Genomic DNA, 13876 nt, shown 5'->3' with positions numbered 1-13876 from the left:
ACAATTAAAGCAACACAACTACACACAATGACTAAAAATAAACTAAAGAATCCAACAATCATTGTTATTTTTGGAGGAACTGGAGATCTAGCAAAGAGAAAGCTCTTCCCCGCTTTTCAAAATCTGTACCTTGACGGACGTATGTCTGAAAAGTTTCAGATTATTGCTCTTGGAAGAGCTGAAAAAACCAATGAAGATTTTCGCGCTTATGTAGCAGAAAATCTAAATTTATTCTCAAGAAAAAAAGGAATTGATGATCCAGAAACAGAAAAATTTCTTTCGCACATCACTTACCACAGTCTTGATATCGATAAAGAAGAATCGTATATTGGATTAAATGAAAAAATCAACAATTTTGATCTGACATTTGGCGAACGCGCTAATCGTCTTTTCTATCTTTCAATTACGCCTTCTTTCATTTCAACGATTTCTAACAATATCAAGAAAATTGGACTTGCTGCAAATCCGAAACAAGATCGTATTATTATCGAAAAACCTTTTGGTTACGATAAAGCTTCTGCAATCGAGTTGAATGAAATGCTTTCGCAGACTTTCAAAGAAGAGCAGATTTACAGAATCGATCATTATTTAGGAAAAGAAACCGTTCAGAATATTTTGGCTTTCCGTTTCGGAAATTCAATGTTTGAGCCATTATGGAGCCGTAATTTTATTGATTTCGTGCAGATTACCGTTGCAGAAGAAGTTGGCGTTGAAGAACGCGGCGGGTTCTACGAGGGTGTTGGTGCATTGAAAGACATGATTCAGAACCACTTGTTTCAGATTTTATGCATGACGGCTATGGAAGCGCCTGCTTCTTTAAATGCTGATGATATTCGTAATCGAAAAGCAGATGTTTTAAAATCTATCCGTCGTATTAAACCAGAAGAAGTTGATCATTATATCGTAAGAGGTCAATATGATGCGGGTGAAATAAAAGGTGTTCCAGTCCCGGGTTACCGTCAAGATAAAGGCATTGCACCAGATTCTAATACAGAAACTTATGTAGCAATGAAAATCTATTTGGACAACTGGAGATGGCAGGGAATTCCGTTCTATTTGCGTTCAGGAAAAAGAATGGAAGAAAAACAATCTTCGATCATTATTCAGTTTAAACCTGTGCCGCATTCTTCGTTTTCTTATGGAAAAGAAGGAATGACACCAAACAGATTGATTATCAATATTCAGCCTTCAATGGACATTAAACTGCAGTTTATGACCAAAAAACCAGGTTTATCAATGTCTTTAAGACCTGCTGAAATGGTTTTTGATTATTTTGCTTGTTCAACAATGTCGCCAGAAGCTTATGAAACCTTAATTGCAGATGCATTATTGGGAGATCCTACTCTATTTATGCGTTGGGATCAGGTGGAAGAAGCTTGGGATGCGATTGAAACGATTCAGCAAGTTTGGAAAACAACATCTCCAAAGAATTTCCCAAATTACAAAGCAGGAAGCTGGGGACCTGAAGAAGCTGATGAATTGTTAGCGCGCCAAGGACACAAATGGATTCCGAATACACAAACAAAAAAAGAAGAAGAAGTTTTAAATGATACAGATTTACAATAACACAGAAGAAATCAATACAGTTGCTGCAGATTTATTCGTAGAATCGGCTCAGAAAGCAATTGCTGCAAATGGCAAATTTACAGCTGTTCTTACAGGAGGATCTTCTCCTGCTGGAATTTACAGATTATTAGCTTCTGATGCATACAAAAACAAAATAGACTGGAGTAAGGTTTATATTTTTTGGGGAGATGAAAGATGGGTTCCGTTAAACGATGATTTGAGTAATGCTAAAATGTCTTATTCAACTTTATTGAGCCACGTTCCTATTCCGCAAGAAAACATTTTTGAAATGTACAAAGATGGCGTAACTCCTGAAGAATATGCGGCTATTTATGAGCAGTCTGTAAGAACAGTTTTAGGCGAAGAAGGAAAATTTGACCTGATTCTTTTAGGAATGGGTGATGACGGACATACAGCTTCTCTTTTTCCAGGTGAAGCAGTTCTAGAAGAGCAAACCAAATGGGTTGATGCTTATTATTTAGCTCCGCAAAAAATGTATCGCATCACGCTTACGGCTCCAATAATCAATAAAGCAGAAAAAATCGTAGTGGTGGCTTTTGGAGAAAAGAAAACACACGCTTTAAAAGAAGTTACAAGTGGAGAATACAATCCGACTCTTTATCCAATGCAATTGATTAAACCAGTTTCTGGTGAATTATTGTTTTTGGTAGATAAAGCTGCTGCTGGAACGAATTAAGAAATTGTTTTTACAACTATAAAAATTAAGGTTTATACTTTTTCAGTATAAACCTTTTTTAATTTTATGCATTTTAAAGAACTCATTCCGTAGGAATGTCTAGTCGGCAGAATTAATTTTACCAACGAAATATTCCTACGGAATATTAAATTATAATTTCTATCTGTTGTTGTGATGAAATTTGGAGTGATTTTTAATACCCAATACAAAAAACAGTTTCCCCTTTATTCACTGGCGGAGTTCCAATTTTATACAAAATAACTCCAGTTGCTGGAGATTTAATTTCAATTAGAACTTTTCCAAATTCATCAGAAACAGATCCAATTTTATCTCCTTTTTTAATGTAATCGCCACTTTTTAAAGTGCTATGGAAAATTCCGCTAAATTCTGCTTTTACATATTCCTGATTGTTCAAATAAACCGCCGAAGGATTTTTAACTGGAGAAGTTCCAACGGCATACATATTCATGTAATGAAGCATATTGTAAACGGCCTTTTTTATCAAAGCAACCGATTCTGTCTGAACATTTCCTAATTTCCCTGCTTCGATACTCAAAGCCGTTTTTCCGTCTTGAGAAGCCTGTTTAAAAGCATATTTTGCCGGTTCAGTTTTGATAATTGTGTATGGATAAGAAACAATATGATTAATTCCTGAAATCTCCGAAAGTTTACTGCTTAATAGGCTTTTCTTTTCCTCTAATATATTATTGTAATAACAAACAAAAGGCAGTAAATCTTCATTAGCATCTCCCGCATGAATATCCAGAAAAACATCTGAATTTGGAATAATCTGTTTTGTTATATAATTGGCAATTTGTTCTGTAATCGTTCCCGTTTCTGAACCTGGAAAGGCATTATTTAGATTTTTTCCGTCAAGCGGATTTACAAATGGTGTTCTCCTATAAAATGAACCAACATTAGCAATTGGAACCACAATTAAAGTTCCTTTTAACTTTTTCGGATCTATTTCTTTAATTAATTCCTGAACCGCTGCAATTGGCGGATATTCAAAACCATGTATTCCTGCAATGATGGTAAAAACAGGGCCTTTTTCTTTACCTGAAAATATCGTTACAGGCATATAATTATAAGGCGAATCGGTTTTAAATTGGATCAAAGTATCTATCCTTTTTCCGATGTTTTCTTTTATTGATTTTTCTAGATTTTGTCCATAACTAATTACAGTTATAATTAGCATTAATTTTGTTCCAAAAAGCTTTAAGTAATTCACGTGGTATTCTTTTTATTATAGGAAACAATGTTTGTCTCCTTATATTCTTATAACGCAAAGATAAAGAAGTTTACTCTTTTTCTAAATTCTCAAAATCCGATCGATACTAACTTATTAATAAGGAACGCAGTAAAAAATCAAAACCTTAAAAACGAACTTCAAATATTATCAAATTTTTAAATCTCACGGTTTTTAGAAAAATTTTAAGAAACCTTACTTTTCAAATTGCTATATTTGGCGCACTTTAAGCAAGTATACGCCTTCTTTTAAGAAACAAAAACAACTCCTGATTGCTGTAAATGAAACCTGTAAAGTTCATATATATCGTTTTACTTTCGTTGCTCTCTTTTTTTAGAGGCACCGAGACGTATCAGCCGATTTATAACATCAGCAGCTGTATTACCTTAGATAGCGTTGCGGCAGATGACACGCAGATTTTCTCTAGTGATTTTTCTTCTTCTAAAAATCTAGAAGTTCATTATAAGCTCAAAAAGAAAATGAAATGCAGAGCGACTACTTTAGAACAAAGTACGATCAAAGCTCCGTATCTCAGTAATTTATTTAACTTCAAGCTTTATAAAAAGAGTTTAATATATGGTATAGCTTCAATATACCACATTGAAAGACATCCTCATCTTCACTTATACCAACTTTTCTAGGCAGCAAAATTTCGTCGTTTTTATATTCTAGTATTCTGGAACAATACCTCATTTACATATGTAATTGAGCTGCTATTGCTATAAAAACATTTCTAAAATGGAACTTTTCTAAAAAGAAAAGCATCCTAAAGTATTTTCATTTTTAAAATCCAAATTCATCCTCCCTGCATCCAAATAGCAAGGGAGAGTATCTATTTATTCAAAAATTTAAACCTAATGATGAGCATTTATAAAAATCCATTCCTTTTATGCACCTTGGCTTTATTCGTTTTAGTCTCGTGCGGAGATAAATCAAAGAAAGATTCTAAAAACATTAAAACATTTCCTGTTTATAAAGTTTCCCTAAAAGACACCATAGTTTCGAGCAAATTTGTTGCCGATGTACATGCAAAAAACAATGTAGAAATCCACGTTCGTATTCCTGGTTTATTAGAAAAAGTGTACGTTAGCGAAGGGCAAAAAGTAAAAAAAGGGCAAATTCTTTTTAAAATAAGCGATGTTGAACTTCAGATTCAGCTTCTAAAAGCCGAAGCCGTTTATAAAAGTGCTAAAGCCGATTTAAGAATTGCAACTGTAGAATTGGAACAGGCTCAAACCCTTTTCAATAAAAAAGTAATTGCAGACAAAGAATTAGAATTATCTAAAGCAAAATATGAAGCCGCTTCCGCGAAATTGGCTCACGCTGCTGCAGAAAGAAAAGCAATCAATCAGCAGATTAGTTTTACCACAATCCGTGCGCCATTTGACGGAACAGTTGATCGTATTCCGTTTAAAGAAGGAAGTTTAGTAGAAAACGGTTCATTATTGACTACTGTTTCTCAATTGGATGATGTTTACGCCTATTTCTCAATTCCTGAGAATACCTATTTCCAAATGATGGAAGACAAAACTTTAAACACGCAGGGCGATATTAAATTGGTTTTGCCAAACGGACAGGTTTACGATCAAAAAGGAGAATTAAGAACTGCCGACGGAGAAATCGACAGACAGACTGGTTCTATTCAATACAAAGCAAAATTTCACAATCCGCAAGGATTTATCAAACACGGAACTTCTGGAAAACTGATTATTTCAGAGCCAAAAACCAATGCAATTTTAATTCCGCAGAAAGCTGTTTTTTCTATTCAGGACAAACAATACGTTTTCCGCGTGAACAAAGATGGTGTAGTTAAAATGACGAATGTTACAATCGAAACCACTCTAGATGATGTTTATATCTTGAACGAAGGTCTAAAAAGCGACGACCTAATTGTGCAAGAAGGTACGCAATCATTGAGAGACGGCGATAAAATCAACATGAAACAAATGTAGATTATCAACCTGTAAAACAGTTATTTAATTATTTATCTAAAACATTTAAAATGATAGAGTTATTTATCAGGAGGAAAATATTGTCATTAATCATCTCGGTTATGATAGTCCTTCTGGGATTGCTGGCATTGTTTCAGCTTCCTATTACCCAATTCCCAGATATTGTACCACCGTCTGTAACCGTTACAGCAAAATATACAGGAGCAAACGCAGAGGTTTCGGCCAATGCCGTCGCTCTTCCGTTAGAAAGAGCCATCAATGGTGTGCCTGGAATGACGTATATGTCGACCGTAACTTCCAACGATGGTTTGACTTTAATCCAAGTTTTCTTTGAAGTAGGAACCGATCCCGATCTAGCTGCCGTAAACGTTCAAAATAGGGTTACCACGATTCTAGATGAACTTCCAGAAGAGGTAATTCGTGCTGGGGTTACAACCGAAAAAGAGGTAAACAGTATGCTGATGTACTTGAACATTACAAGTACCGATAAAACTCAGGACGAGCAGTTTATCTTCAACTTTACCGATATTAATATTCTTCAGGAATTAAAACGTATTGATGGTGTCGGACGTGCCGAAATCATGGGTCAGAAAGAATATTCGATGCGTGTTTGGTTAGATCCAGAAAAGATGCTTTCGTATAATATTTCGGCAAATGAAGTTATTAATTCACTTCAAAAACAAAACATTTCTGCTGCACCGGGTAAAGTCGGTGAAGGTTCAGGACAAATGAACAATCAATTACAATATGTAATTAAGTATGGTGGAAAATTCTTCGAGCCAAAACAATATGAAGAAATTCCGCTAAGGGCCAATTCAGACGGAACTATCTTAAGATTAAAAGACATTTCGAAAATCGAATTTGGTGCGATGAGTTACGGAATGGTTTCTAAAACCGACGGAAAACCTTCGGCATCAATCATGCTAAAACAGCGTCCAGGTTCAAATGCTTCTGAAGTTATTGCGAGCGTAAAAGAAAAAATGGCAGAATTGAAAGTGTCGTCTTTCCCTCCTGGAATGGAATTCAATATTGCCTATGACGTATCTCGTTTCCTTGACGCTTCGATTCATGAAGTATTAAGAACTTTGGTTGAAGCTTTTATTTTGGTGGCATTTGTCGTTTTCCTTTTCCTTCAGGATTGGAGATCGACTTTGATTCCTGTATTAGCAGTTCCTGTGGCACTTATTGGTTCGTTTACTTTTATGTCTATGATGGGCTTCTCGATCAACTTATTAACGCTTTTCGCTTTAGTGCTTTCGATCGGAATTGTAGTCGATAATGCGATTGTCGTCGTCGAAGCCGTTCACGTAAAAATCTCCGAAGAACATATGTCGCCAATGGAAGCAACCATTAGCGCGATGAAAGAAATTACAGGTGCCGTTATTGCAATTACGATTGTAATGGCCGCGGTATTTATTCCCGTTGCTTTCTTGAGCGGTCCTGTTGGGGTTTTCTATAGGCAGTTCTCATTGACAATGGCCATTAGTATTGTGATTTCGGGTATTAATGCCCTAACCCTTACTCCTGCCCTTTGTGCAATTATGTTAAAAGCGCACGATCCAAATAAAGAGAAAAAATCGCTTTTAAATCGTTTCTTCCACAGATTCAACCATTGGTTTGATAATATCACTTCAAAATACATCAAAGTATTAGTAAAATTTGCTGATCGCAGCACTGTAACTATTGGGTTATTAGTATTGTTCTGCATATTAACATGGGGAACAACGAAGTTTTTAGCGTCAGGATTTATTCCAACTGAAGATCAGGGAATGGTTTACGTAAGTGTTACAACACCACAAGGAGCAACCGTAGAACGTACTGAAAAAGCTTTGGATGAAGTAACTAAAATTGCCCAAGGAATTAAAGGTGTCGACAACGTAACTACTCTTGCGGGATACAGTATTGTAACCGAAATCGCTGGAGCTTCATACGGAATGGGAATGATCAACTTAAAAGACTGGAGCGAACGTGATATTTCGGTAACAGAATTCATGGCAGAACTTACAGAAAAAACCAAAAACATTACCGATGCACAAATCGAGATTTTTGCACCGCCAACCGTTCCTGGTTTTGGTAACACGAGTGGTTTTGAGCTTCGTTTGCTGGATAAATCTGGAGGAAGTATCACCAATACCGATAAAGTAACCAAAGAATTCATCAAAGAACTAAATGCTTCGCCAGAAATCCAGAACTCATTTTCGAGTTTTGATGCCACTTTCCCGCAGTATTTAATTCATATTGATTATGATTTGGCGGCCAAAAAAGGAATTTCGGTAGACAATGCCATGTCGACTTTACAAACTATGTTAGGTTCATTTTATGCAACCAACTTTATCCGTTTTTCTCAAATGTATAAAGTAATGGTACAGGCAAGTCCGCAATTCCGTCAAAATCCAGAAAGTATTTTGGATATGTATCTGAAGAATGAAGCTGGCGAAATGGTTCCATTTTCTACTTTCATCAAATTAGAACGAGTTTACGGTCCAGAGGTTTTAACTCGTTACAATATGTATATGTCGGCTATGATTAACGGTGAACCTGCTGAAGGTTACAGCTCTGGAGATGCCATTGCTGCTGTTGAAAAAATTGCTGCAGAAAAATTGCCAAGCCGTTTCGAACTAGAATGGTCTGGTATGACGCGTGAAGAGATTTTATCAGGAAACCAGACAATCTATATTTTTGCGCTTTGTATACTATTTGTATACTTATTGCTTGCGGCACAATACGAAAGTTTATTGCTTCCGTTCCCTGTATTATTGAGTTTGCCTGTGGGAGTTTTCGGTTCTTACATCGCGCTTGTAATGGTGGGATTGGACAATAATATTTATGCTCAAGTAGCACTCGTCATGCTGATTGGTCTACTCGCCAAGAACGCCATTCTGATTGTAGAGTTTGCGATGGCGCAAAACAAACTCGGACGTGATATTGTCGAAGCAGCAATTGAAGGAGCAAGACTTCGTTTCAGACCAATTTTGATGACCTCTTTTGCTTTTATTTCAGGATTGATTCCGTTGTGTATCGCTTCTGGAGCGGGTGCAATTGGTAACCGTTCGATTGGTACGGCCGCTGCGGGCGGAATGTTAATTGGAACTGTGTTTGGTCTTTTAATTATTCCTGGACTTTACATACTGTTTGCAAAATTGGAAAAACGAATAAGCAAGTCAAACAATTAATTCGTTGATCAAAATAGATTAAATAAATCTATTTTGATCTGCAACAATCTTTTTAAAATCTGCGTGAAATATTTTTTTACGCATAGATTTTTTCACGCAGATTAATCTAAGCTAATGAATACGATTAAAAAATGCTTGGCAGATAGAACAAATAAAATTAAATAATGAAAGAGATATTAAATCAATATAAAAATACTGATGTGATAAGGACAACCAAAAGCGCCGTTGTAATAACTGGAGTTTTACTTTTAACGGCTTGTTCGGCACCAAAAGTCAGTAACAAACTAGACGCAGCAAAGCTTCCAGAAAATTTTGATGCACAAAGAAAAGAAGCATCAAGCGAGCCTTTTATTCCATTAAAAACAGAAACCTTTTTTAAAGACCCAAAATTAGAAGCTTTATTAAAGAAAGCCATTGCCAAGAATCCTGACTATTTAATCATGCAGGAAAGAATCCTGATTGCCAATTCGCATTTAAAAGTGGCAAAACTAGCACTTCTTCCCTCTTTAGATCTTGTGGCCGATGCTTCTGGAACACATTACGGAAAATATACAATGGATGGAGTTGGTAACTTTGATACCAATTTTTCTCAAAATATTAGCGACAAACAAAGAATCAACGAAGATGTTACTCCTAACCTATTTTTGGGAGCCAAAGTTTCTTGGGAAGCTGATATCTGGGGAAAATTAAGCAATCGAAAAAAAGCAGCTCAACAACGATTTTTTGCTTCTCAGCAAGGAATGCGTTTGCTGCAAACGCGTCTTTTAGGAGATGTTGCCGACTTGTATTTCAAACTGATCGCTTTAGACAAACAAGCCGCGATTTACGATAATAACTTGAAAACGCAGGAAAAAGCGCTTGATATTGTTTCGGCACAAAGATCGGTTGGAAAAGCTACAGAATTGGCCGTACAGCAGTTTAATGCACAAAACAATAACATTCACGCCGAAGCATCAGAATTAAAATTAAGCATTGATCAGACCGAAAAAGCGCTATTAACGCTTTTAGGCGAATATGGCGGAAAAATTGACAGAAGCAGCGATTTCTTATCTGGACATTTGGAGGTTTTAAACCAAAAAATCAGCGTGGATTCTATCATTCACAAAAGACCCGATGTATCAGAAGCTTACTTCGAATTATTAGCCAGTAATGCAGATGCCAAATCGGCTCGTGCCGCTTTTTTCCCAACTGTAAATTTGGGCGGATATGCAGGATTCAATTCGTTTTCGTTCAATACTTTCTTTGATGCAGGTTCTTTCGCTTGGCAGATATTGGGCGGACTGACAGCTCCCGTTTTCAACAAAGGACAGATCAAACAAGAGTTTTATGTTTCCAACAGAAGACAGGAAATTTCATTTCTGCAATATCAAAATACGGTTACAACAGCTTTCAACGAGTTAAGTGCTCTATTGCATAGAAATCAAGCTTATGAAGATGTTTTAAAATATAAATTAAACGAAATTGATCATCTCGAAATTGCCGTAAATGTCTCCAACGATTTGTATTTGAGCGGTTATGCTAATTATCTGGAAATCATCAATGCACAAAAAAACAAATTGCAGGCAGAATTGGATTTTGTCGATATCCAACTTCGAAATGCAAACTCACAAGTATTGCTTTATAAGGCTTTAGGCGGAGGAATAAATTAGTTTATATGTTGGTCAAAAATGGCTTCTGTTTATAATAGCTCATCGCAGAGGTTGTTTTATATCCCATTTCTTTTGAAATGGGATTTTTTTATTAAAGTAACTTATTTTGCCGTTTTACTTTTTACCTTTATTCTAAAATACTAAAATTCCGTTGATGGATATTTCTAAAATTCTCGATCACATACACCAACTTCCCGAGCAGTCTAAACTTGCTCTGCAAAACAATGTTACAGAAATAGCATCTTCTAAAGGGCACATTTTGCTAAAAGCTAATAAAGTAGAACCAAATATTTATTTTATAAAAAAAGGATTGGTGCGAGCTTATGTAGAAAGAGATAACGAAGTTACTTTTTGGTTTGGAAAAGAAGGCGAAACCATCATTTCAATGAAAAGTTATGTTGAAGATCAGCCGGGTTATGAAACCATTGAACTTTTGGAAGACTGCGAATTGTACGAACTTAAAACAGAAAACCTAAGAAAACTCTTTAATGAAGATGTTCACATAGCCAATTGGGGACGAAAATTTGCCGAAAAAGAATTGATAAAAACCGAAGAACGTTTGATTTCTAAACAATTCAAAAATGCTTCTGAACGCTATTTGGAATTAATGAAAGATCATCCTGAACTCCTTCAAAGAGTTCAACTAGGACATATTGCTTCTTATTTAGGAATTACACAAGTCAGTTTAAGCAGAATACGTGCAGAATTAAAATAACCTTTTAGGAGATTTTTTTTTAAACTCTTCATTTAAATCTGGACAAATCTGCTTTAATCTGTGTAAATCTGCGTGAAAAAATCATATGCAAAAGTATTTCACGCAGATTATAAAAGATTTTAGCAGATCAAATTAGATTTTAATTCTTGAGCAGAACAGATTAAAATAACTTCATTTTTTATCATTTGTTAATTTTTTTCTGATTTCGATAAAAGAACTTTGCATCACAAAATTTTAACTATATGAACTGGATTATTTTAATCATCGCGGGTCTATTTGAAGTAGCCTTCGCGTCATGTCTTGGAAAAGCAAAAGCAACTACTGGAACCGAAATGTACTATTGGTATATTGGCTTCTTTATATCTTTAACAATTAGTATGGTTTTATTAATGAAAGCTACCGAAACGCTTCCACTAGGAACTGCTTATGCTGTCTGGACAGGAATTGGTGCCGTGGGAACGGTTCTGGTTGGTATTTTTATTTTTAAAGAACCGGCAGCATTCTGGAGATTGTTTTTCTTGGCAACATTGGTTGGTTCTATTGTTGGTTTAAAGGCGGTTTCTCACTAAAAATATATTACACGAATTAGATACAACTTTGTCAAAGTTTGAGACTTTGACAAAGTTTTTTTGTTTTAAACACATAGGAATTCTCCAATCTTGTCATTCCGAGGAACGAGGAATCACACTAGAAACTCCGCACAGAATGTCTACTATCTTTGTCGAATCTCGAGTGTGATTCCTCGTTCCTCGGAATGACAAACTGTTGCCTGAACTTTGTCAAAGTTTAAAACTTTGACAAAGTTTTCATCTTGGAATTTTGGACCCGAGCGATAGCGAACAGGCGAAGCAATTTAAAACTTGGAATTTAAAAGAATTAATGCATTTCCAGCATCACATGATAAAAAAATAGCATTTTATATCATTACTCAGGCTTTTATCTTTGTCAAAAATTAAAGCTTAAAATAAAAAATGACATTCAGCCATTCCATTAAATCTTTTGACGAATTAACCAATCATGAATTGTATGATATGCTTCGGTTAAGAAGCGATGTTTTTGTAGTCGAACAAAACTGCCCTTATCTCGATTTGGATAATAAAGACCAGAAAGGTTTTCATTTATTGTATTATGTCGATAACGAATTGGCAGGTGTTACGCGCTTACTTCCAAAAGGAGTATCGTATGATGAAGTTTCGATCGGAAGAGTTGTCATTGCAAGATCGCATCGCGGATTAGGTTTAGGAGTAAAACTAATGGAAGCTTCGATTGCGGGCTGTGAAGAAAAGTTTGGAAAAGGTCCAATTAAAATCAGTGCGCAATACCATTTATCCAAGTTTTATCAATCTTTGGGATTTGTAGAACAAGGTGAAGTGTATGATGAAGACGGAATTCCGCATATCGGAATGCTAAGAGCTTAAAGGTTTACGGAATAATCAATTTTAAAACATTGGAAAGCACAGGATTATGATCTTCAGTTCTCCAATTGACATATAAATCGGTTTCTAACGGTAATTTGATAAATCGGATTCCTGGAATTTCATGAAAGACATACGAATCGGGTAAAATCGCGATTCCGAGTCCTTTTCGAACCAAAGCAATTATAGAAGAACCAAATTCAGACTGAAGATAAGCTTCTGGCGCGTTATCCAAAGAATTGAATAATCTCTGAATAAGGTCACTGTAACTGCTTCCTTCGTCGTTGGTTGGCAAAATAAACTTTTGAGACGCAAGAGTTTCTTTAGTAAAATCCTCAGGCGTTTGATATGGATGATCTTCTGGAACAACAACTGCTAAGTGATCGGTATAGATTTTTTGAGATTGAATATCTTTTGCATTATTAATATCTCTGGTAATCGCCAGATCAATTTTATAATTTCGCAGAAAATCCTGCTGATTCTCATAAAGAACCTGAACCAGTTTGATTTTTAGTTTTGGAAAAGCTTCTGAAATACGCGACAAAATTTCGGGCATAAGAGAAGCCGAAATAGAATCGGGATGAGAAATGGTAATCGTACCGCTCTCCCCTAACTGAATCTGGCGGGCAGATTGATGAATAAATTCCAGTTTACTCAATTCGACCTCCCATTTTTCTTTTAAGAACTGGCCAGCGGCAGTAAGTTTGACATTACGTTTGTTACGCTCAAACAGCTGCACACCAAGCTGATTCTCCAGAGACTGAATCTGGCGGCTAAGTGCTGATTGTGTAATATTCATTTTTCCGGCAGTATTCCAGAAATGAAGTTCGCGAGCCAAAGCCAAAAAATATTTAATTTGCTGTAAGTCCATTGATGCAATTTACGCATTTATTAAAAACAAAAAACAGCTTTTAACGCATTAAAGAAATAAAAATGAATACGCTAAAAATAACCAAAGCCACAACTGATGACATTTTAAAGCTTCAAGCAGTTGGCAGACAAACCTTTTCTGAAACCTTCGCCGATGTAAACAGCGAAGAAAACATGAAAAAATATCTGGGTGAAAGTTTCGCTACAGCAAAATTAACTGCTGAATTGAGCAACCCTTCATCTTATTTCTATTTAGCTGTTTTAGATGAAAAAATAGTCGGTTACTTAAAATTGAATACAGCCAATGCCCAAACCGAAAAAGAAGATCTAAACGCCTTAGAAATAGAACGTATTTATGTAGCAAAGGAATTTCATGGCAAAAAAGTCGCACAGGCATTATATGCTAAAGCAGAAGAAATTGCCGAAGAAATAAAAGCGACTTACATGTGGCTGGGCGTTTGGGAAAAGAATTTCAGAGCCGTAAGTTTCTATACTAAAAACGGTTTTGTGCAATTTGATACACACATTTTTAGATTAGGCGATGACGAACAAACAGATTTAATGATGAAAAAAATCTTGATTTAAAATAC

General features: G+C 35.7%; 11 protein-coding genes. 9 read left to right on the top strand and 2 right to left on the bottom strand.

The features are described 5' to 3' along the window. Window positions 1-27 precede the first annotated feature (27 nt). Window positions 28-1566, top strand: a complete 1539-nt coding sequence (zwf, locus tag V6624_RS14425) for a glucose-6-phosphate dehydrogenase (RefSeq protein WP_338839046.1) — start codon at window positions 28-30, stop codon at window positions 1564-1566. Next, window positions 1547-2263, top strand: a complete 717-nt coding sequence (gene pgl / locus V6624_RS14420; RefSeq protein WP_338839044.1) for a 6-phosphogluconolactonase — start codon at window positions 1547-1549, stop codon at window positions 2261-2263. The genes zwf and pgl overlap by 20 nt, the downstream gene beginning before the upstream one ends. A gap of 193 nt (window positions 2264-2456) precedes the next feature. Here pgl and V6624_RS14415 read toward each other — a convergent pair whose 3' ends face one another. Continuing rightward, window positions 2457-3494: a M14 family metallopeptidase gene (locus V6624_RS14415; RefSeq protein WP_338839043.1), complete on the bottom strand. Its 1038-nt coding sequence runs from the start codon at window positions 3492-3494 to the stop codon at window positions 2457-2459. A gap of 875 nt (window positions 3495-4369) precedes the next feature. Between V6624_RS14415 and V6624_RS14410 the strand changes: the two genes are divergently transcribed. The 6 genes from V6624_RS14410 (at window position 4370) to V6624_RS14385 (ending at window position 12419) form a co-directional block, all read left to right on the top strand. After that, complete coding sequence (locus tag V6624_RS14410; protein WP_239455765.1) at window positions 4370-5464, top strand: efflux RND transporter periplasmic adaptor subunit; 1095 nt, start codon at window positions 4370-4372, stop codon at window positions 5462-5464. A gap of 50 nt (window positions 5465-5514) precedes the next feature. Next, window positions 5515-8637: an efflux RND transporter permease subunit gene (locus V6624_RS14405; protein ID WP_111290518.1), complete on the top strand. Its 3123-nt coding sequence runs from the start codon at window positions 5515-5517 to the stop codon at window positions 8635-8637. A gap of 164 nt (window positions 8638-8801) precedes the next feature. Continuing rightward, complete coding sequence (locus tag V6624_RS14400; protein ID WP_111290516.1) at window positions 8802-10286, top strand: efflux transporter outer membrane subunit; 1485 nt, start codon at window positions 8802-8804, stop codon at window positions 10284-10286. A gap of 154 nt (window positions 10287-10440) precedes the next feature. Then, on the top strand, window positions 10441-11001 hold the full coding sequence (locus tag V6624_RS14395) for a Crp/Fnr family transcriptional regulator (RefSeq protein WP_111290514.1): 561 nt from the start codon (window positions 10441-10443) through the stop codon (window positions 10999-11001). A 242-nt stretch (window positions 11002-11243) separates the two neighbouring features. Beyond that, the gene (locus tag V6624_RS14390; RefSeq protein WP_111290512.1) at window positions 11244-11570 is read left to right on the top strand and encodes a DMT family transporter; all 327 of its coding nucleotides are present in this window, start codon (window positions 11244-11246) and stop codon (window positions 11568-11570) included. Window positions 11571-11972: 402 nt separating this feature from the next. Continuing rightward, window positions 11973-12419 carry a GNAT family N-acetyltransferase gene (locus tag V6624_RS14385; RefSeq protein ID WP_111290510.1) on the top strand — a complete coding sequence of 149 codons (447 nt, stop codon included), beginning with the start codon at window positions 11973-11975 and terminating at the stop codon, window positions 12417-12419. Window positions 12420-12423: 4 nt separating this feature from the next. Here the strand turns inward: V6624_RS14385 and V6624_RS14380 are convergent, their stop codons facing one another. After that, entirely contained in the window at window positions 12424-13287 is an 864-nt protein-coding gene (locus V6624_RS14380) for a LysR family transcriptional regulator (protein WP_111290508.1), read from the bottom strand. Window positions 13288-13349: 62 nt separating this feature from the next. Here V6624_RS14380 and V6624_RS14375 point away from each other — a divergent pair, with 62 nt between their 5' ends. Next, entirely contained in the window at window positions 13350-13871 is a 522-nt protein-coding gene (locus tag V6624_RS14375) for a GNAT family N-acetyltransferase (RefSeq protein WP_111290506.1), read from the top strand. Window positions 13872-13876: the final 5 nt, after the last annotated feature.

Origin of the sequence: Flavobacterium ginsenosidimutans, from assembly GCF_037478105.1 — a bacterium.
Lineage (GTDB): Bacteria > Bacteroidota > Bacteroidia > Flavobacteriales > Flavobacteriaceae > Flavobacterium > Flavobacterium ginsenosidimutans.
This window is presented reverse-complemented; position numbering and strand designations above follow the sequence as displayed.

What these genes read in the sequence shown, in the direction of transcription:
- zwf (WP_338839046.1), top strand. Translation starts at nt 28, where the DNA reads ATGACTAAAAATAAACTAAAGAATCCAACAATCATTGTTATTTTTGGA.
- pgl (WP_338839044.1), top strand. Translation starts at nt 1,547, where the DNA reads ATGATACAGATTTACAATAACACAGAAGAAATCAATACAGTTGCTGCA.
- V6624_RS14410 (WP_239455765.1), top strand. Translation starts at nt 4,370, where the DNA reads ATGATGAGCATTTATAAAAATCCATTCCTTTTATGCACCTTGGCTTTA.
- V6624_RS14405 (WP_111290518.1), top strand. Translation starts at nt 5,515, where the DNA reads ATGATAGAGTTATTTATCAGGAGGAAAATATTGTCATTAATCATCTCG.
- V6624_RS14400 (WP_111290516.1), top strand. Translation starts at nt 8,802, where the DNA reads ATGAAAGAGATATTAAATCAATATAAAAATACTGATGTGATAAGGACA.
- V6624_RS14395 (WP_111290514.1), top strand. Translation starts at nt 10,441, where the DNA reads ATGGATATTTCTAAAATTCTCGATCACATACACCAACTTCCCGAGCAG.
- V6624_RS14390 (WP_111290512.1), top strand. Translation starts at nt 11,244, where the DNA reads ATGAACTGGATTATTTTAATCATCGCGGGTCTATTTGAAGTAGCCTTC.
- V6624_RS14385 (WP_111290510.1), top strand. Translation starts at nt 11,973, where the DNA reads ATGACATTCAGCCATTCCATTAAATCTTTTGACGAATTAACCAATCAT.
- V6624_RS14380 (WP_111290508.1), bottom strand. Translation starts at nt 13,287, where the DNA reads ATGGACTTACAGCAAATTAAATATTTTTTGGCTTTGGCTCGCGAACTT.
- V6624_RS14375 (WP_111290506.1), top strand. Translation starts at nt 13,350, where the DNA reads ATGAATACGCTAAAAATAACCAAAGCCACAACTGATGACATTTTAAAG.